Origin of the sequence: Paraglaciecola marina, assembly GCF_004360155.1 — a bacterium.
GTDB lineage: Bacteria > Pseudomonadota > Gammaproteobacteria > Enterobacterales > Alteromonadaceae > Paraglaciecola > Paraglaciecola marina.
This window is the reverse complement of record NZ_ML178722.1, coordinates 1-25,327: the sequence shown is the minus strand read 5'-3', so window position 1 is coordinate 25,327 and position 25,327 is coordinate 1. Positions and strand designations below refer to the sequence as shown.

At 39.0% G+C, this 25,327-nt stretch carries 20 protein-coding genes; 12 read left to right on the top strand and 8 right to left on the bottom strand.

Going from position 1 to position 25,327, the window contains the following annotated elements; genetic code table 11:
* Positions 1-8 precede the first annotated feature (8 nt).
* The 3 genes from EOK74_RS03400 to EOK74_RS21250 are packed head-to-tail and all read left to right on the top strand — an operon-like array spanning position 9 to position 2,082.
* Positions 9-290 carry a hypothetical protein gene (locus tag EOK74_RS03400; protein ID WP_133468518.1) on the top strand — a complete coding sequence of 94 codons (282 nt, stop codon included), beginning with the start codon at positions 9-11 and terminating at the stop codon, positions 288-290.
* A complete protein-coding gene (locus EOK74_RS03395) occupies positions 287-1,816 on the top strand; it encodes a PepSY-associated TM helix domain-containing protein (RefSeq protein WP_133468517.1) in 1,530 nt (509 codons plus the stop codon). Before EOK74_RS03400 ends, EOK74_RS03395 begins: the two co-directional genes overlap by 4 nt.
* Complete coding sequence (locus tag EOK74_RS21250; RefSeq protein WP_133468516.1) at positions 1,810-2,082, top strand: DUF3325 domain-containing protein; 273 nt, start codon at positions 1,810-1,812, stop codon at positions 2,080-2,082. The genes EOK74_RS03395 and EOK74_RS21250 overlap by 7 nt, the downstream gene beginning before the upstream one ends.
* Before the next feature lie 20 nt (positions 2,083-2,102).
* On the opposite strand, the gene EOK74_RS03385 is transcribed toward EOK74_RS21250, so the two are convergent.
* The 6 genes from EOK74_RS03385 to typA form a co-directional block, all read right to left on the bottom strand.
* Positions 2,103-2,561, bottom strand: coding sequence for a hypothetical protein (locus EOK74_RS03385; RefSeq protein ID WP_133468515.1), 459 nt, complete (start codon positions 2,559-2,561; stop codon positions 2,103-2,105).
* A gap of 1 nt (position 2,562) precedes the next feature.
* On the bottom strand, positions 2,563-3,738 hold the full coding sequence (locus EOK74_RS03380; RefSeq protein ID WP_133468514.1) for a PepSY-associated TM helix domain-containing protein: 1,176 nt from the start codon (positions 3,736-3,738) through the stop codon (positions 2,563-2,565).
* 164 nt (positions 3,739-3,902) lie between these two features.
* Positions 3,903-5,996: a TonB-dependent siderophore receptor gene (locus tag EOK74_RS03375; RefSeq protein WP_133468513.1), complete on the bottom strand. Its 2,094-nt coding sequence runs from the start codon at positions 5,994-5,996 to the stop codon at positions 3,903-3,905.
* A 186-nt stretch (positions 5,997-6,182) separates the two neighbouring features.
* Positions 6,183-6,608, bottom strand: a complete 426-nt coding sequence (fur, locus tag EOK74_RS03370; protein ID WP_133468512.1) for a ferric iron uptake transcriptional regulator — start codon at positions 6,606-6,608, stop codon at positions 6,183-6,185.
* Positions 6,609-7,576: 968 nt separating this feature from the next.
* Positions 7,577-9,829, bottom strand: coding sequence for a bifunctional diguanylate cyclase/phosphodiesterase (locus EOK74_RS03365; RefSeq protein WP_133468511.1), 2,253 nt, complete (start codon positions 9,827-9,829; stop codon positions 7,577-7,579).
* A gap of 334 nt (positions 9,830-10,163) precedes the next feature.
* Positions 10,164-12,008 (bottom strand): translational GTPase TypA, encoded by a 1,845-nt coding sequence (typA, locus tag EOK74_RS03360; protein ID WP_133468510.1) that lies wholly within the window; start codon positions 12,006-12,008, stop codon positions 10,164-10,166.
* 408 nt (positions 12,009-12,416) lie between these two features.
* Here typA and glnA point away from each other — a divergent pair, with 408 nt between their 5' ends.
* From glnA to glnG, 4 genes are all read left to right on the top strand, one after another.
* Complete coding sequence (glnA, locus tag EOK74_RS03355; protein ID WP_133468509.1) at positions 12,417-13,826, top strand: glutamate--ammonia ligase; 1,410 nt, start codon at positions 12,417-12,419, stop codon at positions 13,824-13,826.
* A 126-nt stretch (positions 13,827-13,952) separates the two neighbouring features.
* Positions 13,953-14,477, top strand: a complete 525-nt coding sequence (locus EOK74_RS03350) for a DUF4124 domain-containing protein (protein ID WP_239023994.1) — start codon at positions 13,953-13,955, stop codon at positions 14,475-14,477.
* A gap of 93 nt (positions 14,478-14,570) precedes the next feature.
* Positions 14,571-15,650, top strand: coding sequence for a nitrogen regulation protein NR(II) (gene glnL, locus EOK74_RS03345; RefSeq protein ID WP_133468507.1), 1,080 nt, complete (start codon positions 14,571-14,573; stop codon positions 15,648-15,650).
* Positions 15,647-17,053 (top strand): nitrogen regulation protein NR(I), encoded by a 1,407-nt coding sequence (gene glnG / locus EOK74_RS03340; RefSeq protein ID WP_133468506.1) that lies wholly within the window; start codon positions 15,647-15,649, stop codon positions 17,051-17,053. Before glnL ends, glnG begins: the two co-directional genes overlap by 4 nt.
* Before the next feature lie 101 nt (positions 17,054-17,154).
* On the opposite strand, the gene EOK74_RS03335 is transcribed toward glnG, so the two are convergent.
* Entirely contained in the window at positions 17,155-18,300 is a 1,146-nt protein-coding gene (locus EOK74_RS03335) for an HD domain-containing phosphohydrolase (RefSeq protein WP_133468505.1), read from the bottom strand.
* Positions 18,301-18,495: 195 nt separating this feature from the next.
* Between EOK74_RS03335 and EOK74_RS03330 the strand changes: the two genes are divergently transcribed.
* The 5 genes from EOK74_RS03330 to EOK74_RS03310 all read left to right on the top strand — a co-directional run bounded on the left by EOK74_RS03330 (position 18,496) and on the right by EOK74_RS03310 (position 24,372).
* Positions 18,496-19,215 (top strand): 1-acylglycerol-3-phosphate O-acyltransferase, encoded by a 720-nt coding sequence (locus EOK74_RS03330; protein ID WP_133468504.1) that lies wholly within the window; start codon positions 18,496-18,498, stop codon positions 19,213-19,215.
* A 26-nt stretch (positions 19,216-19,241) separates the two neighbouring features.
* Complete coding sequence (gene rraB / locus EOK74_RS03325; RefSeq protein ID WP_133468503.1) at positions 19,242-19,604, top strand: ribonuclease E inhibitor RraB; 363 nt, start codon at positions 19,242-19,244, stop codon at positions 19,602-19,604.
* Between the two features lie 174 nt (positions 19,605-19,778).
* Positions 19,779-22,136, top strand: a complete 2,358-nt coding sequence (locus EOK74_RS03320) for a TonB-dependent receptor domain-containing protein (protein WP_133468502.1) — start codon at positions 19,779-19,781, stop codon at positions 22,134-22,136.
* A 76-nt stretch (positions 22,137-22,212) separates the two neighbouring features.
* Positions 22,213-23,334, top strand: a complete 1,122-nt coding sequence (locus tag EOK74_RS03315) for an alkaline phosphatase family protein (protein ID WP_133468501.1) — start codon at positions 22,213-22,215, stop codon at positions 23,332-23,334.
* A gap of 6 nt (positions 23,335-23,340) precedes the next feature.
* Positions 23,341-24,372 carry an alkaline phosphatase D family protein gene (locus tag EOK74_RS03310; RefSeq protein WP_133468500.1) on the top strand — a complete coding sequence of 344 codons (1,032 nt, stop codon included), beginning with the start codon at positions 23,341-23,343 and terminating at the stop codon, positions 24,370-24,372.
* Between the two features lie 297 nt (positions 24,373-24,669).
* Here the strand turns inward: EOK74_RS03310 and EOK74_RS03305 are convergent.
* Positions 24,670-25,327, bottom strand: a 658-nt coding sequence (locus EOK74_RS03305; protein ID WP_338047269.1) for a hypothetical protein, incomplete at its 5' end; no start/stop codon positions are given.

Genomic DNA, 25,327 nt, shown 5'->3' with positions numbered 1-25,327 from the left:
CCTAAAATATGAAACATAAGTTAGATGTTTTGTTTCGTTTGATAGCCGCCATTTTGGGCGGCTATCTTGTTTCTATTGGATTTAGCATAGCCTTTGTTCCAGTTTTAGTTTGGTTGAAGTTATGTAGCCAAGCCGAAGCAGTTATGGTGGCCACTATGCTGAGTTACATCGTTTATTTTGCTGTAATAATTGTGAGCTTTTGTCGACGTTCACCATGGTTGCTCTGGCGAGATTTGTTATTAAGCCTTTGTTTATTTAGCGCCATTTATTGGGGGATGGAGGCTTTATGAAACCAGACTTTAGAAAAAACATGGTTTGGCTACATACCTATTCAGGTCTAGTGATGGGGTGGTTGCTGTTTACTATCTTTTTGACTGGTACTTTAGCTTACTTTAATCCCGAGATTACCCAGTGGATGAAGCCAGAATTACAGAAGGTTTCAAACACTGCCAACATGCTTAATCGTTCACTAGATGAACTGCATGCTAGAGGTGAGGGGGCATCTGGTTGGTCTATTTACTTGCCTAACAACCGAACCGAACATTGGTACATACAGTGGGGAGAGGGCAGGCGAAATCGAACAACTCTAAGCTTAGGGTCTGAATTAAAACAAGTTATTGAGCCAAGAGAGTCTGCTGGTGGCAACTTCTTTAGGGTTTTTCATTACACCTTACAACTACGTGGTTATGGTGGGCGTTATTATTCTGGTATAGCGGCTATGTTTATGCTGGTTGCTGTATTCAGCGGTATTTTTACCCATAGGCGATTTTTTAGAGACTTTTTTACATTACGTATCTCTAAACTGCAAAAAGCGCTAACTGATTTTCATGGGCTCATTGGAATAGTGACTATGCCGTTTTGTATCATGATCTGTGCAACTGGAATTATGGTGTATGTCATTATGTATATGCCTTTTAGTTCAGAGCACTACGTGGGTACTGAGCGACAACTAAGTAGTGTATTAAGCCCCGGTTTAGAAAAGCTGGCCCCTAAGGCACCTACTAGCGTACCTATCACTAACTTCTCAGAAATAGAGCGAAAAATAGATGCAACTTGGGGGGAAAAGCAAATCCGTCGGGTAACTTTCGAGCAACCCTTTACTGAAGCCGGTAGAATTATTGTCGATCGCATAAAAGACAGTACGTTATCAAGACAGTCAGACCGTTTAGTGTTTTCGGCCCATACGGGTGAGCCTCTTAAAGGCTATCTCCCAGCAAGTACAGCAGCAGAAGTCAGGAGAGTGTTTTTTGGGTTACATGAAGCTCATTTTGCAGATACGGGGCTGCGTTGGTTATTATTCTTGTTGGGATTGTTGTCTAGTGCTTTGATTGCTTCAGGGTTAACTATTTGGCTAATGAAACGACTCGATAAAGTTAGAAAGCGTCACGTGAGTCACTTTCTTGTGGAGCGCTTAAATATAGCAGTAATAGCTGGTCTACCTTTGGCAATAATGGCATTTTTCCTGAGCAATAGATTGTTACCAGTAATGTTAGAGAATAGAGCTGAAATAGAAGTGCAGGTGTTCTTATGGACTTGGTTACTATGCTTTCTGCATAGTTTTTTACGGCAAGCTAAAAATGCTTGGGTTGAACAATTGTTGGCAACTGCATTATGTTGTTTTTTGCTACCTATGATTGACCTTATACAAGATAGTCAAAGGCTACTTGATGCATTCAATCAAATAAACTTACCCTACTTAATATTCACGGTTTCTATACTTATAGTAGGAGCTTGCTTTATGAAAACGGCTTTGTGGTTAAAAGGTAAACCAGTGTCTAATAAGCTTAATAAAGGTAGTGATAAAAGCTCATGTTAATAAGTATATTTTTACAAACTCTTGCATTGGCTTGTTTATCTTTAGCTATGGATAAGCACTATAATGCTGTTGTTCATGGGGCACTAGCAACTAAGAGGAAAGTTGTTTTGCGAATATTAGGCTGGGTATCACTGCTTATCTCTTTTGGATTACTTATTGCCCAGCAGCCGTTGTTAGCGATAGCGGTTGTGGATTGGTTGGCCTGGTTATCATGTAATATACTATTAGTTGCCCTGCTACTTTGTTGGAAAAGCGTCAAGAGATAGCGTTACACATTGATAAGCTATTAATGGTCTTGCAAGTCCCAACTTGTTAGAAACTCATCGCCTTTCCAGTTTTGTATCGTTAGCCACAACTTGTGTTCTGGCTTAAATGATTTTGGTGCGATAGCGTGCACCTCTTGACCATGTTGAGAGCCATGCAATATGCCATGGCCTTCAGCTTGTAATTCGTCCAAAGGCAGCGGCTCATCGCCTATATTTAAATAAGCTTGGCGAATATCTTTAACTTGTCCTTTGTTAAACATCAGAAAAAAGTCTTTAGTATAGACGCCATCATGTAGGTAGGGAGGATCCAAGTTGTATGGCATTGGTGAAACTTCAAACCCTGCAACTTGTTTCGCTTCCCACATATCTGGAAATACAGGGTTTATTGACTGATAAAAGAAGTAGCAAGATAGCAGTAATACTAAGCCGCTAATATTAAACTTGTTACGATTCCACCAATTATTTTTAACCCGTGCCATCTTAACTTTCCTGTTTATTGAGTGAGTAGCTTGAAGCGTTGTCAGACGTTTCATCATTCTTATGCTTTTTAACTGCCTGAATAGTTCTATTGCCCCACATTAAGAAGCCCGTAATTGACATTCCAGTTAAAAAAACTCCAAACACAAACCAGATTATCTTGGTCCATATGCCACCTATGGTTCCGTAATGCAGAGGGTTGGCGATGTGTGATAGGGTTTGTAAGATATTCATTTCATTGGGATCTCTGACCTGCATAATCTCGCCATTCCATGGATTGACCACAACACCATAAGAGTATTGATCAAAGAAAATAAAATCGCCTTCTCCGTATAGTTTGTAGGTATCGCGATAGTGTTCAGGTGGTAAAATATACGTGCTTTTAAAATCTGGATATTTAGTACTGGCTATGTGTAAGGCGTCGGCCAGTGATATTGGCCTTTTGGGCACCTCTCCATCAATAGATATACTCGGAATTTCTGAAATAATGGGAGCGTGAGGATCTATTTCTACGTCGTTATGCCATAGAGTCGCCTGCACTAAATACCATATTCCGGTTACAGCCATTAGTAATATAAACCAAATAGACCATACACCTGCTAGTCGGTGTAAATCGGCTAAAGCTGTTTTTCTACCTTGGTTAAGACGCAGTTTTGGTTGGGTGAATGCGCGCCAAAAATTTTTGTACACCATTAACCCTGTGAGCAAAGCGCCCAGCATAGTAATTGCCATAGCAGAGACTAAATAGTAGCCAATACTGTAATTTGTTTTCCATGGGAATAATAACCAAGCATGTAAGGAGCGCATAAAACCAATAAAAGTGACACCCTGATTGACTTCTTGAATATCCCCTGTGTATTGATTTACATAAGCAATGGCGTAGGGCTTGTCACTGTCGGTAAAAATAACAGTATTAACAAGGTAAGGCTCATAGTTCATAACCGTACTGACTTTCGCGTTAGGGTAGGCATTTTCAACTATGGCGGTTATTTCTGCCATTGTTTTACTAGGCAGGTTATTGGGGTTGTCTGCCCTTGCAGCTGAATTAGTAAGCCAAGTTAACTCGTGACTAACTACTGCTATGGTACCCGTTAAGCATACCGCACAAAACAGGATCCAAATAGGAAGTGACATCCAACCATGAAGTTGAAACCAGAGACGATTGCTGATCTTTGCCATTTTTTCCTCAAACTGATTGGTAGCTGACTTTTATTTGGTACGAATACTAGTGACTGAGAATAGTGTTATGCAATAAGCTCTCTAAAAAAGAGTGTAGGGCTTATTTTGCTATGGCCTATGTACGAGAGTACATCGGCCATAGCAATATGTTAAAGCGCTTAAGATTAAAATCTATAGCTTAAGCTAACAGAGCCGTTTAATGGCGCGCCGTAATAACTAGGTTGAGCTAGACTAATAATGTATTTTTCATCAGTAATATTATTGATATTCGCTTGTACTGAAAGCTGCTCTGCAATATCCCAACGAGCAAATACATTAGCTAATAAATAAGACTTTTGCTCAAGCCCATAAGTGTTATTTTTGATTTTAGACTGCCATTTTCCACCTAAGCCAAATGTGAGTTCTGGCATATTAGGGATGGTATAACTGAATGAATAGTTGACGACATTTTCAGGTACCCATTCGGTTGTTTCTTCTCCGAATTCATCTTCAACGTTAACATTAGTATACCCAATAACCGCTGTTAAATTATCCGTGATGTGCCCGACAAGCTCCATCTCAACACCTTCTGACTCCACATCGAACCCAGCGTAATAAACGTTTCCAGCGGCATTTAACCCTTCTTGCTGTATAGGTAAGTTATTTTGCTCTGCTGCGAATATCGCAAACGTAGCTAATAAACGATCATCAAGCCATTGTGTTTTTATGCCTGCTTCGTAATTAATGCCTTTAGTTGGATCAATAAAGTTGCTGTCATAATCATATTGTTCTTGTGGTTGGTACACATCAGAATAACTCGCATATACATTAATATCTTCAGTAATAGCATAAGTCGCACCTATGTAAGGGCTAACTTCACTTTCATCGTTATTAATTTCACCTGAGGAATTAACCCCTTCTCTTGTGAAATTAATCGCATTAAAGCCAGCAACAACAAATAAATCATTAGTGATATTCAATTTAGTTGAACCAAAATAACGGGTGATAGTCATGTCTATATCTGAATAGAGCGTTTTATCACCCCATACAGGTTCAGCAATCGCATCTGCTGCGTAAGGGAAAGCTGGCGCCGCACCGAAACCTGAACTTGGTGGGCGACTATATGAAAGTGTTTCACTTTTAGCTTTGCTTGCCCCTAAATTAAGCTCATGGGTTTTACCAAATAATGAATATTCTCCAATTGCAGTAATATCAAATATTTTAGAATTAAAATCAGATTCGTAGCTTCCTGGCCATGTGCCTAAGCCTAAACCGGTTTCTGTATCTACAGCGCCATAAATATAAAGTAATTCTGAAGGGTCTTCTGACTTGCTTTGGTTATAGGTGGCTTTTACTTGCCAATCATTAGCAAAAATATAGGTATACTCTACAAAAGCGTTGGTACTTTCTGTATCCCAAAACGTCCATTCTTGGGCAGTACTGGCACTTGTATCCCATTCAGCTTGAGTGCCATCAGTGTTATTAAATACTAACCCGCCCCACATAGTGCCGTCAGTATTACTGTTTTGATAAGATATACCTGCTGCTAGTGTTGAGTTATCGGTTAACTGCCCATCAATCACGCCGTAAAAGTAAGTTCGGTCGCTTGATAACACATCTAAATGTGATTCTTTATCCTCAGAGACCGCCACTACTCGTGCAGCCCAGCTTCCGCTTTCGGTTAATAAAAATGAATAGTCAGCCTGTAAACGCTTTAGGTCGTATGAACCTAATGTAACGCCTACTTCACCTTGATTTTCATTAGTGGGGCGCTTGCGTACATAGTTAATTGTTCCGGCCGCATTACCAACACCTGTTAATAAACCATTAGCGCCACGAATAACTTCGATCTCTTCATAACCGTAGGATTCTACAGGGCCAGTGACAATTCCCCATCCATTGGGCATGCCTACGCCGTCAACTTGTGTATTTTTGATATCAAAACCACGGGCAGTGTAATTTGTGCGAGTTGTTTCATACTCTTCAACGGTAACGCCTGTGGCTAGTTTCAAAGCATCATTAATGTTATTGGCAGCAAAGTTTTTGATTAATTCAGAAGTAACAACACTAATTGACTGTGGCGTTTCACTCAGCTCCATGGTTAAGCCGGTAGCACCTTTACTTGCTCGAGTTTGACGTACCCCAACAATTTGTATCGTTTCTGTTTGCTCTTCATTGTTTTCAACGTTTGCAACCTGCTCTGCATCTTGTGCGAAGGCTGTTTGTAATCCCATAGCTAAAAGTAATGGAGAGAGTGTAAAAGTGTGTTTAAGTTTCATGGTTGCCTCTAGTAGCTATAATTTTTGCGGCGAGTATACATTATTAAATTACTAATGATAATAGTTATCATTAGTAATTTAATTTATGGTGTTCATTAGTATTTTGGGAGTTTCAAAGGTAGGGTTGAAAACTTTACCCTTAAAAGGGGCTGGTTTGTGGGATAAATATCACTTCTAGGCCAAGGGTTAATGTTGTTCTTTGGGGCAACCATTCTTGCATTCACCATACAAATAAAGGCTGTGGTGGGTGAGTGTCATATTATTATTCGCTGCAACCTCCTTTTGGCATTGCTCGATAATATTATCTTCAAACTCAATTACCCTGCCACACTTTAGACATACTAAATGGTCGTGATGATGCTTGCCGCTTAATTCAAAAACAGATTTTCCCCCTTCAAAGTGATGCCTATCTATAATACCGGCATCATCAAACTGGTTAAGCACTCTGTATACGGTAGCAAGGCCAATTTCTTCACCATCTTCTAATAGACTTTTATAAATATCTTCTGCACTGACGTGCTGATCTCCTATATTTTTCAGGATGTTTAAAATGGTGACCCTTGGGTGAGTTACTTTCAGACCTACTTTTTTAAGTTCTTTATTTTTATCCATAGCGATATCTCGAAATCGGTTGTTGTTACAACTTTATCAGCCTAATTAAATGACCGTAATCGATAGTTTACATTTAAGTAATCATGTATTGCAAATGGTAATGGTTTTTATTTGTATCTGTGTGGGTGTATCTACAGGTAAGATATGTTAATAATTTCAATTTGAGTGATGGCATAAAAAAAGGGACCTAAGTCCCAATTTTTAAAGCTGTAAATTAAAACTTACTTCGCTTTTTTAAGCTGCTTTTTAAGTTTTACAAGTTTGCTTTTTTGTTTTGCGATTTTAGCTTTGCTAACTTTAATTTGTTTTTTAAGTTTTTTTGCTTTAGCCATGGGCCATCTCCAAAATTAGTAATATTCAATATCGTCAGCAGAGTGAACAAGTTAGATTTGTTTTTTGTTCTCTGCAATAAAACAGCGAATAAAGCGTCGTACTTCTCTAGCTGCGCTAGTGTCTAACTCTTCACAGAGCTCTACAAATTCAGTACGTTCCATATCGTTTATACGAACGATAAGCTGGCTGTTTTTTTCTTCGATTTTGTATTTTCCAATTCAGCATCCAAAAAATAACGAAAAACCAGACTAATATTCACAGTTGGCACTAATATAGCAGATATCAATTAGATAGCAAATGTATATGCATTGGCTATCTTTTTGATATCTTTTTGTTTTAAATGAAAATAACATATTTGGTTTACTAGTGGTTGGAATAATTTCTAAGTTTAAAGACTATTATATTTTGGAGATGTGAGTGTATTTTATTGGTTGTCTAAAATCTCAATAGTAGACTATTTTGATGGAGTATTAGGCTCGTGAGTCAGTCAGTAGTTGAGCGATTCAAACTAAGTTCAGGTACAGCTGTGACATGCTCAAAAATGTTTAGATAAAATGTATTTGGAAGGTTGAGCTACCTATATTTTTTATTTGGCTTAAACCAGCTTATTGTAACCCGAATAGAACTTGTACCTATTAACTAGGGTTGTGATTATCTGCGAAAGCAATAAAGTCTTTATAAGACAGTGGTTTAGAATAGTAGAAGCCTTGTACATAATCACAGTCAATACCTTTTAAATATTGATTAGTTTCTATATCTTCAACGCCTTCAGCTATAACCTTCATATTCATTTCTTGAGCTAAAGTAGTAATCGCTTTAACAATACTTTTGGATTGTGAGTCACTAGTAATGTCCTTTATAAATGCTCGGTCAATCTTAATAATATCGAAATCCATGAGCTTTAAATTGTGCAATGAGGTATAACCCGTCCCAAAATCGTCAATAGCCACTGAAAATCCGTTATCTCGGATCAGTGATAGTATTCGAATTGTGCGCGTTAAGTCTTTAATAATACTTGTTTCCGTTAATTCGAAAACGATACGCTTCTTACTTTCAAAATAAGAGAGTCGTTTGATAAAGTTCTCAAGCATTGCTGTATTGGATAAATGCACAGCCGATATGTTGATTGAGTAATATAGATGTTGCGGTAACTTTTTAAGGATATCGATACTTTTATCAAATACCATTTTATCAATTAATGGCATAAGATTTAATGACTCACACATTGGAATAAAACTATTTGGAGATACATGGCCACGGCGAGCGCTTTCCCAACGTAACAATACCTCACAGCCAACTACCTTATTGGTATTTACTTCAAGTAAAGGCTGGAATACTTGATAAAATTCGTTGTGTTGCAAGCCATATTTTAGGTCTTCTTCAAATGAAAAACGTTCCTTAAGGTAGGTTTCCATTGTTGTGTTAAAGAAATAAAACTGATTTTTACCTTTTTGTTTGGCCGAGTACATTGCTAAGTCAGCTTTTTTAAGTAAGTCGGTAGGGTTTAATGCGTCATCAGGATATAAACTGATACCAATGCTAAGACTGACTTTTAATTTGAGGTTTGAAAAGGGGAGCGGGCGCTCAAAAGCTTTGATTATCCGTTGAGATACTGTAACTAAGCAGTCTTTATCTTTAACATTTTTGGCTAAGATAATAAACTCATCTCCACCTAAGCGAGCTACCACATCACTTTGCTTTACAGTTTGTTTTAATCTATTTGCCACTTCAGTTAATAAGCGATCTCCTACTTCATGACCATATCCGTCATTTATCTGCTTAAACTCGTCTACATCCAAAAACAAAATTGCAAACACTTCACTCGTAGGCTGCTCACAAGCAAGCCTTATGTGTTCTATTACATTTGGTCTATTAGCAAGACCTGTCAAACCATCAAATAATGCAAGATTATGTAACTCACTTTCTTTTTGCTTAAGTTCAGTTATATCACGGACGGTAGCGCCATAAAAACTAGTTTGCTGCTCACCTTTTATTTCAAAAATACTTAGAAAAAAATAATTATTCTGTTGCAAAGGTGAATTGAGTTCACCTTCCCATCTCCCGTCTTCATTGATTTTAGAAACTATGTCAACTTTAAGATTTTCGCTAAGGGTATTTTGCCAAAAGTTGTCGATAGTTGCTTTTTTATCTGAGCCTAGAAAGATATTTCTAGCCGCTTGGTTTGTATGCTCAATTCTCCAGTTTTTATCCAGAATAATTAAACCTTCATAACTATAATCAAATAACTTTTTGAAGCGTAATATGGCTTTATCTTTTAACAACACATCTTGTGCATTATGTCTCAAGGCTTTAGCCAAAAAAGTGTAATAGAGCAAAGCCATTACGAAGAGGGTTAGTAATGCCATTATGAATCGAAATATTAGTAAATTAGCTGTTGAGTTATCACTCGCCTTTTCAAACTCGGAAACTGCTTGATCTAGCACATTTAAAAGGTCCTGTGACTGACGATAAATCTCCTCGAGCTCAATAATACTAGCGTGGGTATTGTTTTGATTATCTTCAATTAATGGGCTGTAGGCTTGCAGTAAGCTCAGGTATTTATTGAGTTGTTCGCCAATTTTATGAGATGAATAAAAAGATTTAAGAGTCTGAGTTTTTAAATTTTCTGCTAGGAAATTGTGATTGTTTAACAACTCATTTTTAACGGCTAAAAACTCTTTTTGCTGCACTTTGCTTGGTAACTCTGATACTGCAATGTAGGCAGCTTTTTGGCTAAGCATTCGTTGCTTGCCGGAAATATTAATAATCTTTGGATAGGTAACTAAATCACTATTTAAATAATTGTCTAATATACCAAACGAAATTATCCAGACCATTAAAACTGCAGATGCTTTTATTATTGATATATGAAGGATGTTCTTTTGCATTAAACGAATAAACCATTTTTATTGTCAAATTAAAAACTTTAGCCATTTTTAATTATTTTATTAGCGTGCTTATCATGAAACAAACTTATTGTATGTTTGTTATTCTACTTCAAAAAACATATATATTCATGTTGTTGTACAGCTGTGTCGACAATTCAGTATAAGGCTTCACTGTTTATGTTATTTTTGCATGCCTAAATGAAGTTGTTCTTGATGTATATCTACGGATCATCAAACTGAATCAATAACATCTTCGTTTTAATAAATAAAAAACCGGCTTTCGCCGGTTGTTTAAGTATTGCTGAGTTAGCCGCTAGCTTAGCTAGCAAATACATTAAGACTTAGCAGGACGTCCCGCTTGCTTACGCAAGTTCTCAGTCAGTAACTTTTTACGTATACGGGTACTAAGAGGCGTGACTTCAACCAACTCATCGTTGTCGATGAACTCAAGCGCTTGCTCTAGTGTCATCACAACTGGTGGTACCAAGGTTTGCGCTTCATCAGTACCAGATGAACGTACGTTAGTTAATTGCTTACCTTTAAGGGCGTTAACGGTAAGGTCATTTTCACGAGAGTGAATACCAATGATCATGCCTTCGTAAACTTCTAAACCGTGACCGATAAATAAACGTCCACGACTTTGTAAGTTAAACAATGCGTTAGTTAGTGCTTTACCTGTCGCGTTGGCAATCAATACACCATTTTTACGCTGACCGATTACGCCACCTTTATGAGGACCGTAATGATCAAATGTGTGGTACATCAAACCAGAACCTGAAGTCATAGTCATAAAGTCTGTTTGGAAACCAATTAAACCACGGCTTGGGATCATGAAGTCCATACGAATACGGCCTTTCCCATCTGGTGCCATATTAGTCAGTTCACCCTTACGTGTACCTAGTTGTTCCATTACAGAACCTTGATGCTCTTCTTCAACATCAATAGTCACAGATTCGTATGGTTCGTGAGTGACGCCATCAACTTCTTTCAAGATTACTTCTGGACGAGAAACCGCTAGCTCGTAGCCTTCACGACGCATGTTTTCAATTAATATACCTAAGTGAAGTTCCCCACGACCTGATACGCGGAATTTATCCGGGTCAGTTGGAATTTCTTCAACTTTAAGTGCCACGTTGTGGATCAATTCGTGTTGTAAACGCTCAAGGATGTTACGTGAAGTAACGAACTTACCTTCTTTACCAGCAAACGGAGAGTTGTTTACTTGGAATGTCATGGTAACGGTTGGCTCGTCAACAGAAAGAGGTGGTAAGGCAACAACATTATTTGGATCACAGATTGTATCTGAAATTTTAAGTTCGCCAATACCTGTAATTGCAATGATGTCACCGGCGTCTGCTGCTTCTACTTCGTGACGTTCAAGGCCTAAATATCCTTGTACTTGCCCTATTTTACCATTACGTGTTTTGCCGTCAGCACCAATAACTGTAACTTGCTGATTTGGCTTAACCGAACCACTAGTAATACGACCTATACCGATAACACCAACATAAGAGTTGTAATCAAGTTGTGACACTTGCATTTGGAAAGGGCCTTCGATATCGGCAGCAGGTGGCTTAACGTGTTTGATGATAGTTTCAAACAAAGGCGTCATGGTGTCGCTTTCAACGTCTAAATCGTTAGTTGCCCAACCATTAATCGCTGATGCGTAAACTACTTCAAAATCTAGTTGGTCGTCTGTTGCGCCTAGGTTATCAAACAAATCAAATACTTGATCCATTACCCAATCAGGACGAGCACCAGGCTTATCTATTTTGTTAATAACAACAATTGGCTTTAAACCTTGAGCAAATGCTTTTTGTGTTACAAAGCGAGTTTGCGGCATTGGGCCTTCTTGTGCATCAACTAGTAATAATACTGAGTCAGCCATAGACATTACACGTTCAACTTCACCACCGAAATCGGCGTGTCCCGGAGTATCTACGATATTAATACGGTAATCGTTCCATTTAATCGCTGTGTTTTTAGCAAGAATGGTAATACCACGTTCTTTTTCGATGTCATTCGAGTCCATCACACGTTCTTCGGCTTCGCCGCGATTTTCTTCTAATGTACCTGACTGTTGTAATAACTTATCAACTAAGGTGGTTTTGCCGTGGTCGACGTGGGCGATTATCGCTATATTCCTCAAGTTTTCGATTGAGGTGGTAGATGCACTCATTGGCTTTACTCTGTAATGGCGGTTGTTCGTTTGAAACTGGCCGCAAAATTAACTGAAATTTTATGGGCGCGGATTGTACAGTTTTATCAAACATTAAGCGAATACCAAATGCATTTTGGCTTAAATAAAAATTGCAGCGGCATTTTAATAACTTGCTATTAACATTTTAAACTTGTTTTCCTTAAATTATAAATAGTTATGTCCATCTTGGTGCGGGTTTGTTTTATTTTGGTGCATTGACTTGGGCGGTTTTAAAATCCCTTGAAAATGTAAAACCTTGATTTAAGGCATTCCAAAAAGCCCAGTATATGGCATGATTATGGTTTTCGAGCGCAACACATATGTTTCTTAGGGTCTAAAGTTGGGTCTTAATTAGCAAATATTGTATTTTTAATCTGGAGGACATCCATGTCAGCACAAAAGGTTTTAGACCTAATAAAAGAAAGTGAAGCTAAATTTATTGATTTACGTTTCACAGATACCAAAGGTAAAGAGCAACACGTTGCTATTCCTACTCACCAAGTTAACGATGAATTCTTCGAAGAAGGTAAAATGTTTGATGGTTCTTCAATTGCTGGTTGGAAAGGCATAAATGAGTCAGACATGGTGTTGATGCCTGACGCAGAAACTGCTGTTTTAGACCCTTTTGCAGAAGAAACTCAAATTAATATTCGTTGTGATATTCTTGAGCCAAGCACTATGCAAGGCTACGACCGTGATCCACGTTCTGTTGCTCACAGAGCAGAAGCTTATATGCAGTCTACAGGTATAGGTGACACCGCATTCTTTGGTCCTGAACCAGAGTTTTTCTTGTTTGATGATGTGCGTTTTCACACTGATATGTCAGGTTCTTTCTACAAAATCGACGCGGCTGAAGCCAAGTGGAATTCAGGGGCAGAGTTTGAAGAAGGTAACATGGGACATCGTCCTGGTGTTAAAGGTGGTTACTTCCCAGTTCCTCCAGTCGACTCTTCAAATGATACACGTGCAGCTATGTGTATGGTTATGGAAGAAATGGGCCTAACAGTTGAAGCTCATCACCATGAAGTAGCTACCGCTGGTCAAAATGAAATCGCATGTCTTTTTAATACTTTAGTTAAGAAAGCTGATGAAGTTCAAATTTATAAGTATGTAGTTCATAACGTTGCTCACGCTTATGGTCAAACTGCTACCTTTATGCCTAAGCCTCTAGTTGGCGACAATGGTTCTGGTATGCATGTTCACCAATCTATTGCTAAAGATGGTAAAAATATCTTTGCTGGTGATAAGTACGCAGGCATGTCTGAAGAAGCCTTGTTCTACATTGGCGGTATCATTAAACATGCTAAAGCAATCAATGCTTTTGCTAACGCATCGACTAACTCGTACAAACGTTTGGTTCCTGGTTTTGAAGCGCCGGTAATGCTTGCGTATTCAGCACGTAACCGTTCTGCATCTATCCGTATTCCTTTTGTAACATCTGATAGAGCGCGTCGTATTGAAGTTCGTTTCCCTGACCCAACGTGTAACCCTTACTTAGCTTTCTCTGCTATGTTGATGGCTGGCCTAGACGGGATCAAAAACAAAATTCACCCTGGTGATTCAATGGATAAAGACTTGTATGATTTGCCTGCTGAAGAAGCAGCGGCTATCCCACAAGTTGCTAGCTCTTTCGAAGAAGCTTTGGATGCACTAGATAATGACCGTGAATTCTTAACGGCTGGTGGCGTAATGTCAGATGACATGATTGACGCTTACATCGAGCTTAAACGGGAAGAAGTTCAATTACTTAACATGACAACTCACCCTGTTGAGTTTGACATGTACTACAGTGTTTAATAACTAAGAAGCTCGTTAGTTATATCATTTAATAACAAGCCCGTAATTACGGGCTTTTTTTTGCTCTCAATAAGGCTACACTTAGCCATAGCTATTAGATATGTATTGAAATGTCAGAGGGTAATAGTGAAATTACTATATATTATTGGGTTACTACTCTTATGTATAACTGCATCTGCGAACGTTATATATAAGACCGTAAAAGAAGATGGAACCGTAGTTTATACTGACATCCCCTCAAAAGGTGCAACCTCAGTGAATCTATCTGCCGTTAATAGTGCAGTGATCCCGACACTTAACGGTTCGAATACCCAGCCAAATATAAGCGATCCAAATAAGAAACCAGAGAAAGTTATCGTCTACACTGTCAGCATTTTAAATCCAGTGGCAGAACAAACTATACGAAATAACTCTGGTGAACTTACAGTGAAAGCACAAGTATCACCTGATACCCCAGGTAAGTATGAATTATTTCTTGATAATCAATTGGTTAGCACTAAAGGTAGTGGCTCGTTTCGATTGGAAAATTTAGAACGTGGAGCCCATGAGATTGAAGTGAAGTTTTTAAACAACTCAGGCAAGATCCTTGCATCATCAGAGTTGCAGACCTTTTATTTACATAAAGCGTCAGCACTTTTCACTCCTAACTAATGCCAATTAGGCATATTTTATATAAGTTAGTAGTAATTACGAAGTAGTAAATAATTGCCTTGCACTAATTTTGTGCATGAATATACTGAGCTTATGTCTGAATTTACCATCTCTGAAAATTTGTTGGACAACTTGTCTACTGGCATCATATTGCTTGATTACAAGTTACGTATTCAATACGCCAATCATACCGCCCAAGCTTTTTTTGAGCGTAGTTTAAACTTGTTGATTAATAGCCCTATTCATCAAATTGTTGCTACCTCGAGTTTAGATTTTGCCCGCTTTAAAAACTTTACCCAATATGGTGAGGTGTTTTCCGACAGCGAAGTGCAGTTTAAATTTACAGATGGTAGGTATTCCCAAGCTGATGTTTCAATTACCAATATTGCCGAAAATGGTAAATATCAGTTATTGATTGAAATCCGTTTAGTTGAACAACAAAAAAAGATCAGTCAAGAAAATCACCAATGGGCACAGCAACGTGCAGCGAGAGAGTTGGTGCGTGGATTAGCCCACGAAATTAAGAATCCGTTAGGTGGAATTAGAGGAGCGGCTCAATTACTTTCAAAACAATTGGTTTCAGCTGATTTGATTGAATTTACTTCTATTATAATTGATCAATCTGACAGGTTGACTAATTTAGTAGACCGTTTGTTGGGTCCTAATTTAAGGCCTAACTTTGAGTCTCATAATATCCATAAAGTGTTAGAAAAAGTATGTGCTTTGGTTGACTTAGACTTAAGTCATAATGTCGCGATAACCCGTGATTATGACCCTAGTATTCCTGATGTGTATATAGATCAAGATATGATGCAACAGGCAACCCTGAATATTGTGCGCAATAGCTTACAGGCTTTGTCAGAGCATCCAGAGATACCAGGGAAAATTAGAATTGTGACTCGTATTGAGCGACAAGTAATTGTGCACGGAGCATGTTTTCCATTGTGTGCCAAAATACAAGTAATCGACAATGGACCGGGTATACCTACTGAGCTTCAGAACACTTTGTTTTATCCTATGGTAACTAGTAAAAAAGACGGCAGTGGATTGGGACTTTCAATCTCACAAACACTGATTGGTCATCATAGGGGTAAAATCGAAGTAGAAAGTTGGCAAGGTAGAACCGCGTTTACCATTTATTTACCAATTGATAAAAAGGAAGTCCAGAAATGAGTGCAGAACCAGTATGGATAGTCGATGACGACAGCTCGATTCGCTGGGTATTACAAAAGGCGTTACAAACAGCCAATATTCCTTGCTTCAGCTTTGAGAACCCAGAAGATTTATTATTGCAACTAGAAACGGGGCAACCACCTGAGGTGATTGTTTCTGATATTCGCATGCCGCAAATGGATGGTATGAAATTACTCGAAGAAGTGCATAAACGATTCGAGAATATTCCCGTGATTATCATGACGGCCCATTCAGATTTAGATAGTGCAGTTAATGCTTATCAAAGTGGTGCCTTTGAATATTTACCTAAACCCTTTGATATAGATGAAGCTGTGGGTTTGGTGCAGCGAGCTTTGGTTCATGCTAGGGAGCAGCTAAAACAGAATCAAGTGCCAGAGGTAACACAAGCCACTGAAATTATTGGCGAAGCTCCGGCGATGCAAGAAGTGTTTAGAGCCGTAGGGCGACTTTCTCGTTCAAGTATTAGTGTGCTAATTAATGGGCAATCAGGTACGGGTAAAGAATTAGTAGCCCATGCTTTACATAGACATAGTCCTCGAGCTGATAAAACATTTATAGCCTTGAATATGGCGGCAATCCCTGCAGACTTAATTGAGTCTGAGTTATTTGGTCATGAAAAAGGGGCCTTTACTGGAGCCCAAGCGGCAAGGCAAGGGAGGTTTGAGCAAGCCAATGGAGGAACTTTATTTTTAGATGAAATAGGTGATATGCCTCTAGATGTGCAAACTCGGTTGCTACGGGTATTGGCAGATGGTCAGTTTTATCGAGTGGGTGGGCATAACCCTGTTAGCGTTGATGTGCGAATAATTGCAGCAACTCACCAAAATTTAGAAGAAAGAGTAGCAGAAGGTAAGTTTCGTGAAGATTTATACCATCGCCTGAATGTTATTCGTATCCATATTCCTAAATTGAGTGAAAGGCGAGAAGATATTCCTTTGCTAGCTGCGCACTTTTTGCAAACCGCTGGTATCGAGCTAGATGTTGAGATCAAGGTTTTATCAAAAGAAACCAAAAAAATACTCTCAAATTTACCTTGGCCAGGCAATGTTCGCCAATTAGAGAATATGTGTCGTTGGTTGACGGTTATGGCTAGTGGGCAAGAAGTATTACCCCATGATTTGCCCCCAGAAATTCATCAACAACCTGTGTCTATTGAAAAGAGTTCACAATCCGGTGATTGGCAGACGCTTTTAGCAAGTTGGGCTGATGCTCAGCTGCAAGCTGGGCAAAATAATATATTGGATGAAGCAATTATTAGTTTTGAAAAAATATTATTAGAGCGAGCATTGCACTACACTCATGGGCATAAGCAAGATGCGGCTAAACGTTTAGGATGGGGTAGAAATACATTAACCCGAAAACTGAAAGAGCTAAATATGTAACTGAGTTTGCTTAGTTTTAATAAAAACGCCAAGTTATACAACTTGGCGTTTTTGATTGTAAAACTAATATCAACCAACCTAGCTAGAAAAGCTATGTTGGCTCACTTGGTTAACAAGGCTGCCATGCCTGAATTAAATGCTTGCATCCATTTTGTGGAAAATTGCCCCTTGGCAATACGGTTTATTTCAATAACCGCCTTTTTCTTAGGGCGTTGTAGGTGTGCTTCGTGTGCTCGCGCATGGGTAATGGCGTCAAAGGTATCTAATATTCCTAATAGTTTAGCTCCGTCACATATATCATCTTCTTTGATACCCAAAGGATAACCACTGCCGTCAATGCGCTCGTGATGTTGCATTACAATTTTTCGGGCTTCATCCCATTGCGTTAGGTTTTCTAGTAGACGAGCACTTTTATAAACGTGTGAGCGCATAAGGTTAAATTCCACTTCTTCAAGTTGCTCTTGTTTATGTAGAACTTTAACTGGCATAAAGGCCATACCAAAATCGTGCATGTAGCAGGCTACGGCAAGCTGCACCTCATTTATTGGCGAGCCCGCTATTTTATTAATGTAGCCAGCAAGCTTTGCGATCCTATCGCCTCTACCTTCCCAATATCTTGAGCGTTTTTCTATTGGCTTCATCAATTCACGAAAGAACAGTAAATCTTCACGTTCAATATTGGTAATTGATTTAGGTATCCCGGTTGTTGCTACGCTAGCAGGAGCAGAAGACGCAGGTTTTTCTGTAGTGCTTGCATCATTAATTTCTATTCCTAGATCTAAGCTAGGGTCAAGAATTAAAACAGCTTTAGCTAAAAGCTGCTCATGGTCATTGCTATTGTCTGGCGTAATACAAATAATTGCCGCAACAAGCCGCTCATACATGTCTTTATCGTATTCAGCTTGCCCTGTTTGAATACAGCTTTGAACAAATAATTTTACTTTGTCCATTATTAGTAAGACCAAATCACTCATGTTACTGGTGTATTGAATTTGCCCTTTACGTAAGTAGTCAAGTAAATCTTCACCATGTTGCAATAGTGGAATAAGCGGGGTGAAATTAACTAAGCCTAAATCACCTTTGATTGTATGAATCGAACGAAACAATGAACGTTGTAACTCATTATCAGTAGGTTTTAGTTCTAACTCTATTAGGGTTTGTTCGCTCGCTTCATAGAGTTCATTAATCTCCTCCAACAAGTCTGTCAAAATGTCTTCGTCAAGATCTTCATGTTTGAATATTTGCATTTAAAGCGCGCCCTTTTAGTATAATTTTATCTATTGAGATAAGTATCGGCCGAATAGTAATTTAATTCATTCCTTTCAAGCAAATAGTGTTGCGAAATTAACAGAAAGTAATGTTTAAAAACTATTATTAAGTGGTTTGGGTATAAGTTAAAAAGTGCGTATACTCGGCACCCATTTCGATTTCCGGATAAGTGAATGTTAGCTCTGATTAGAATAATCGCCTTAATTTGTTATTTTATTTTGGTAAATGCAGCATTATTGCTTGTGTGTTTAGTGCGACCTTTTCATCGTGATAACGTATACGTTGCAGGTAAATTATACAGCTCAATTTCAGTGATTTTAGGTTTAAAATTGGAAGTTAGGGTACCTGAGAGTGTTAAGCAAGGTGGTCCGTTTGTATATATAGCGAATCATCAAAATAGTTATGACCTAGTGACAATTTGCAAAGCTGCACAAAAAGGCACGGTAACAGTTGGTAAAAAAAGCCTAAAGTGGATCCCTATTTTTGGCCAAGCTTACTGGCTAACTGGCAATATTATGATTGACCGTAAAAATTCGGGAAAAGCCAGAGGTACGTTACAAGTTACCGTTGACAAGATTAAAGAGAAAGGTTTGTCAGTTTGGTTTTTCCCTGAAGGGACCAGAAGTTATGGCCGTGGATTATTACCTTTTAAGTCAGGGGCATTTCGTATTGCAGAAGAAACCAAAGAGCCTATTGTGGTAGTCGCTGCGAGCAACTTACATCAAAAAATTAAATTGAATCGTTGGAATAACGGTACGGTATTGATGTCATTGTCAGAGCCAGAGTATATGGATGAAGATAAACCCTTAAAAGACAATATGGCATATTTTCATAATAAAATGGCTGATATGATAAAGGTCTTAGATACAGAAATTGAAAGTCACAATTCTTAAATATTCACCCATCAAAAGGTATTAGTATGAGTTTAGAAGCAGAATCAGAGTTAGCTGAGTGGTTTGAGTTTAATCAAGAAACAGTTGCTGCCCTAATTGAAGATGGTAGTGATAATAGCCAGGCACATACCATAGAGTATCATTTTGCTAGCGTGGATTTTGAGGCCCTTGAAAAAGCAGCTGTAGATGCCTTTAAAGCTGGGTTTGAAGTTGGAGACGCAGAAGAATTAGAGCTAGATGATGGCGGTGAAGTTTTCTGTTTTGATGCAGTAGTTGAGCGTATGTTAGATGTGAGTTTAATCGATCAAGATACCAAAAAGTTGTTTGCCATAGCTGAAAAACATCAAGTGGAGTTTGATGGCTGGGGTACGTATTTCATCGAAAAATAGTTATATTTGATTGGTTTAAAACAATCATCAGTAAAGGCTTAGTGACACAAAAGTGTCACTAAAACCGCATAAATATGCAGTAAAAAAGTCACTTAAGCGTCATCAGTTGTACATCTCAGCTTCATATAAAACCTTCAAATTATCGCCCACTATAAAAACATACTGGGAGATACCATGAAAACTACTAACCGCAAAAAACTGGCAATATCTATTGCTGTCGCATTGAGCTCTTACGCGACTTCTGGCCTTGTTGTTGCTCAAGATAATGAAGAGCAAGAAGTCGAAGCCATTACCGTTGTGGGTAAAAGCGTGTCTTACGCAAACAACCAAACATCTGAAGAGATGATCAAACAACAAACTTCAATGACTAGCGTGTTAGCTACTATTGATAACTTACCCGGTGTACTGATAAATGAAGGGGATACCTTTGGAGCAGATGACTGGTCTACGAGTATATCGATACGTGGTTTTCAAGTGGATTTATCGCAGCAACAAATAGGGATGACAGTGGATGGCATCGCAAACGGCAATTCAAACTATGGTGGCGGCGCAAAAGCCAACCGTTATATCGACACTGAAAATTTAGCCAGAGTGGACGTGTCACAAGGTACTGCTGACATAGCATCTCGCTCCCATGAAGCCTTAGGCGGCACACTTGACTTTGTCACCATTGATCCTGGGCTAGAAGAGCGTTTGGTTGTAAGTACGACTTTTGCTGAGTTTGATGGTAGAAAATTCTTTGCTCGTTACGAAACAGGTGAAATTGCTAAAGACACTTTTGCTTGGTTTAGCATGTCTAATCAAGAAAGTAGTGATTGGATGGATCAAGCTGCTGAGAATGTACGTGACCATTTTGCGGCAAAAGTAATTAGTACGGTAGGTGATGTAGATTTAACGGCATATGCATCTTACGACGATACCCATGAAGATAATTACCAACGTATTTATGGCTTAGCGCAATTTGAACAGAACTCAGAGTGGGACCAATTAACCAGTGAGTGGACTGGTATTCCATATCAAGATCAAGCCTATCGCCGTGGTTGGTCTACCTTAAGAGAAAACTTTTTCACTTACTTAAAAGCAGATTTTGATATAGGTGATGTTGCCTTTAGTACTAACGTTTATTACCACAACAATGAAGGCCGTGGTGATTGGGTACCACCGTATTTGGTGGATGTAACTGCAGATGGTGAAGGTGTTGGTCATTCAGAAGTGGTATCTGGAAATACAGTATACGGTGGGGATATTCTGGGACAGATTTTCTTTGTAGACAGTGCTGGTGTGCAATTGAGCCCAATTGATGGATGTGAAAGCTCTATCAGCTTCCCATACGGTGGTGCGGGTGCAGAATATGACCCAGGTTGTTATGAGCAAGGTGCAATACCTGTAGGCTCTTATCGTCACACTCACTATGAAAAAACACGTGTAGGTATTAATGGTGATTTTATTTGGGATGCCCGTATAGCAGATATGGATAACACCTTACGAGGTGGTTTCTGGTATGAAGATTACACTCGTGACGAAAGCCGTGATTGGCACAAAATAATTGACTCTGCGACTAGCTTTTATTTTGATGAAACCCCTTACTGGGTGCAATATGACCGTGAATTCCCGGTAGAAACCACTATGTTCTACCTTGAAGATGAATTGGACTTAGGTTTTGCCAAAGCTCATTTGGGTGTCAAACAATTCTTGGTTGATGTATCTAAAAATGACAGGTTTAACTCAGCCAATGATCAAGGGGTATCTTCTGATTCTGACCTGTTGTTATCAGCGGGCTTTGTTGCACCCTTGCCAGTTGATGGTTTAGAGGTATTTGCTGGTTTTGCACAAAACTATGCAGCAATCAAAGATGCAGTGTTAGAGCGAGACGATGCTGATTTAACGCTAGTCGAGCCGGAAACCGCTGATAACTTTGATATGGGGTTACGTTACTCCTCAGAAAACTTGAGTGCTAACCTGACCTACTATGCCACTAAGTTCGATAATCGTATTACTTTTGTTAGCGTTGAAGATGGCGAAGACGGTATTGATTTCTTGGAGTCAACCGCTGGTGGCTACATTAATGATGGTGGTATTGAATCTACCGGTATTGAAGTCTCTTTAACTTATCAAATATCAGACAACTTTAGTGTGTTCGCGTCTTATACCAACAACAATTCAGAATATACCGACAAGCCAGCAGATGGCGAAACTTCTATTTTGGGTAATGGTGTAATTGGTGCTGCTGAACAAATGGGAGTGTTAAGTCTTGATTGGGTACGTGGTAATCACTCAGCAGGTTTAAGTACTAAATATGTTGGAGAGCGCTGGTTGAATCAAGAGAACACCTCAGCAGTAGATGCTTACACAGTCAGCGATTTGTACTTTAGTACTCAAATTGATGACCTAGGTAAGTCTGTAGATTCCATAGAAATAAACTTTACAGTCAATAACTTATTTGATGAAAGCTACCTAGGAACGGTAGCGACAAACGCAGCATGGTTGGGAGCACCAAGAACAGCTGCGATTAATATAAAAGCTGTATTTTAAACAAAAGTTCCCTGTAGCACTTTGGGACGGGCTTTGGCTCGTCCTTTTTTATTTTACTTAGTTGGAATATAAGCTCATGAAACCACTGATATTGCTATGTCTATGCTGTTTGATATCACCCGTTAAAGGGGCGGATAACTTACTTTTGGTGAGTATTGATGGCCTGCGTTGGCAAGAGGTTTTTCAAGGGTATCAAGATGATGTTATCGATTTAGAAAGCTTTAAGCAGGCAAAATCAGCGTTAGAAAAGCAATTTGGGGCAGCTAACCCAATTGAAAGACGCCAAAAGTTAATGCCTTTTTTATGGAATGTAATTGCTAAAAATGGGGTGTTAATAGGTAATCGTGAATTAGGTTCGAATATGCATGTGACTAATGATTATTGGTTTTCTTATCCTGGTTACAATGAGCTATTAACAGGTAAAGCAGACCCTAACATCAACTCCAACCAAGCCATTAATAATCCTAACGTTACCATTTTAGAATGGCTAAACAAGCAATCAAGTTATAAAGATAAAGTGGCTGCATTTGGAAGTTGGGATGTATTCCCTGCTATCGTCAATCGGGACCGTAGTAAAGTGCCAATTAATGCGGGATTCGAGTCAGCTAAATGGCCTGAGTTATCAGATAAAGCAAAGTGGTTAAATGAACTACAAAAAGACATCCCGAGCCCTTGGCACAACGTGCGGTTAGATGCCTTTACGGTGGGGTTTGCCGAGGAATATATCTTGGTCCATCAGCCAAAAGTGATATATGTGGCGCTAGGTGAAACCGATGATTTTGCCCATCAAGGTAACTATCCAGAGTATTTACGTGGAGCCAATCGTTCAGACCAGTTTATTAAGACGTTATGGGAGTTGCTGCAGTCAATAGAGCAATATAAAGATAATACCAATCTAGTGATTACGGTTGACCACGGGCGTGGTGACTCTGCCGCATCATGGCAGCACCATGCTAGCCCAGTAGCAGTAAAAGGTTATTTAAATGGTTTAAGCCAGTATAAAAATGGCATCGCTGGAGCGGATCAAATCTGGCTGGCTGCAATGGGGCCAGATATCAAAAAACTAGGTGAAATGAGAAACACAGCAGACGTTACATTAAGTCAGGTGGCTGCCACATCACTTAGATTACTTGACCTTGACCCCCATTATTTTTCAAAGGGTATTGCCGAGCCGTTAGCTATTACAAGAGAAGAGTAAAAACGCATGAAATATCCTATTTTTATTTGGCTTACAGCCTGTTGTTTTTTTGCCTCCGTAGCATATGGAGAACACAGCTCCCCCGAGACTGTAAAAATACTATTTGGTTCGTGTTTACACCAAGACAAGCCACAGCCTATTTGGCAATCCTTGAATCAAGAGCAAGCTGATTTGTTTGTGTTACTGGGTGATAACATTTACGGTGATACCGAGGATATGCAAGAGCTTGAAGCTAAGTACCAAAAGCAATGGTCTCACCCTGGCATGCAAACTATGCTGGCCAATACACCTTTAATTGGGATTTGGGACGACCATGACTTTGGTGAAAATGACGCAGGAGCTGAATATCCACAAAAAGAAGCATCCCGTCAAATCATGCTAGATTATTTTAATGTACCTCAAAATAGTCCCAGAAGAACCAGAAGTGATGGCATTTATACCAGTCATATTTTGAATCAAAGTGGCATGAAGGTGCAGTTAATTTTGCCGGACTTACGATGGAATCGCAGCCCACTCAAATCAGTGAACAAAGAAGATTATATTACAATTAAAGCCCCTAATAATCTTGGTCCTTACGTACCCCATACAAACAAGTCCATTAGCATGCTGGGAGAGCCACAATGGTTGTGGTTAGAACAACAGTTACAACAAGTTGCAGATGTACGTATTTTAGCCACAAGTTTACAGTTTTTACCTGAACTCACTGGGTGGGAGTCTTGGGCTAACTTTCCCCATGAAAGGCAACGATTTTTAGACTTACTTGAGAAACACAAGGTAGAAAATTTAATTATTGTAAGCGGGGATACCCACTGGAGTGAGCTGAGTCAAATAAAGCGACAGAACGGTAATGAGCTATGGGAAATGACAACCTCAGGGCTAACAGAAGAGTGGAAAGAGGTTAGCCCCAATAAGCATAGGGTAGGGGATAGTTATGCTAAGGCTAATTTTGGTGTAGTAGAAATTTCAAAGCATAGCGTCTCTATGACTATTAAAGACGTTAAGGGGAATAAAGTGATGACAAAAGTAGTGCCGCTTTAAATCAGAAACTAGCTGATTTTAAGGAGATGTGAGCTTTGTTGAAGTGAATTTAGTCAGAACTTAATCTTACCTTTGTATATGTAGAACTTACTTCAATCTGACTGACGGCTTAGTGCCATAAGCGGTCATTGGGCACCATCCCTTGAATACTTACAATCCGAAGGGCTTTATTCACTGCGTGATGGTTGGATATCGCTTCACCATCCTGAGTGAAACGCCCTGTGCGGAGCCGTCCGGGCCGACGTTTCGGTGCAGGGTGTTGTGGGAGCTGGAGGTTAGACACCTCTGGCTACCCGATTAGCAGGCATTTATTCGCAACCAATTTAGCTGTTCATTATAAGCAAATTGATTGTAATTAGTTGAATATAAATTCATAAAACCATGCAAGTAATCTACTTTTGTAGTATTTACATTTTTCTTTTTAGATAGCTCATTTTGTAGTTCCAGCACATCAAAATGAAGCTCTTTTTTGGGAAAGATTAACTCAACTTCAAACAGTGGATTCACCTCTTTGAAATTTCTAATTTGAGAACCATAGTAGCAAATTGCACGATTTACATTTTTAACCGAAAGCTTTTCAGATAACTTCCAAATTATAGAAGCCCCAATACTAAAACCAATTAAGGTACAAACAGAAGATATTGATTCAGTTGCTTTTAATAATATTGACAAATAATCTTCAATCCCAATATTTTCCATAAAGTAAGAATACGCTTCTGCTTCATTTTTAAAAGCCATATCGACACCACCATAAGGATCGACAATAACTTTTGCATTGAGCTCTTCACTTAACTTTACTAAAGCAGGTGTTTTGCCGAAGATATCCGTGACTAAAATTATATTCATAAACCTCTGCTTTAGATTGCTAACGCTAACAGCAGAGGCGCGAGCTTGCGAGCGTCCTGCTGCCTGTTTTTGTGTACGCCCAGCATGGGCATGAACTAATGAGGTGAAA

Bases quoted from the DNA above. Each gene is read 5' to 3' on its own strand.
- EOK74_RS03400 (WP_133468518.1), top strand. From the start codon at position 9: ATGAAACATAAGTTAGATGTTTTGTTTCGTTTGATAGCCGCCATTTTG.
- EOK74_RS03395 (WP_133468517.1), top strand. From the start codon at position 287: ATGAAACCAGACTTTAGAAAAAACATGGTTTGGCTACATACCTATTCA.
- EOK74_RS21250 (WP_133468516.1), top strand. From the start codon at position 1,810: ATGTTAATAAGTATATTTTTACAAACTCTTGCATTGGCTTGTTTATCT.
- EOK74_RS03385 (WP_133468515.1), bottom strand. From the start codon at position 2,561: ATGGCACGGGTTAAAAATAATTGGTGGAATCGTAACAAGTTTAATATT.
- EOK74_RS03380 (WP_133468514.1), bottom strand. From the start codon at position 3,738: ATGGCAAAGATCAGCAATCGTCTCTGGTTTCAACTTCATGGTTGGATG.
- EOK74_RS03375 (WP_133468513.1), bottom strand. From the start codon at position 5,996: ATGAAACTTAAACACACTTTTACACTCTCTCCATTACTTTTAGCTATG.
- fur (WP_133468512.1), bottom strand. From the start codon at position 6,608: ATGGATAAAAATAAAGAACTTAAAAAAGTAGGTCTGAAAGTAACTCAC.
- EOK74_RS03365 (WP_133468511.1), bottom strand. From the start codon at position 9,829: ATGCAAAAGAACATCCTTCATATATCAATAATAAAAGCATCTGCAGTT.
- typA (WP_133468510.1), bottom strand. From the start codon at position 12,008: ATGAGTGCATCTACCACCTCAATCGAAAACTTGAGGAATATAGCGATA.
- glnA (WP_133468509.1), top strand. From the start codon at position 12,417: ATGTCAGCACAAAAGGTTTTAGACCTAATAAAAGAAAGTGAAGCTAAA.
- glnL (WP_133468507.1), top strand. From the start codon at position 14,571: ATGTCTGAATTTACCATCTCTGAAAATTTGTTGGACAACTTGTCTACT.
- glnG (WP_133468506.1), top strand. From the start codon at position 15,647: ATGAGTGCAGAACCAGTATGGATAGTCGATGACGACAGCTCGATTCGC.
- EOK74_RS03335 (WP_133468505.1), bottom strand. From the start codon at position 18,300: ATGCAAATATTCAAACATGAAGATCTTGACGAAGACATTTTGACAGAC.
- EOK74_RS03330 (WP_133468504.1), top strand. From the start codon at position 18,496: ATGTTAGCTCTGATTAGAATAATCGCCTTAATTTGTTATTTTATTTTG.
- rraB (WP_133468503.1), top strand. From the start codon at position 19,242: ATGAGTTTAGAAGCAGAATCAGAGTTAGCTGAGTGGTTTGAGTTTAAT.
- EOK74_RS03320 (WP_133468502.1), top strand. From the start codon at position 19,779: ATGAAAACTACTAACCGCAAAAAACTGGCAATATCTATTGCTGTCGCA.
- EOK74_RS03315 (WP_133468501.1), top strand. From the start codon at position 22,213: ATGAAACCACTGATATTGCTATGTCTATGCTGTTTGATATCACCCGTT.
- EOK74_RS03310 (WP_133468500.1), top strand. From the start codon at position 23,341: ATGAAATATCCTATTTTTATTTGGCTTACAGCCTGTTGTTTTTTTGCC.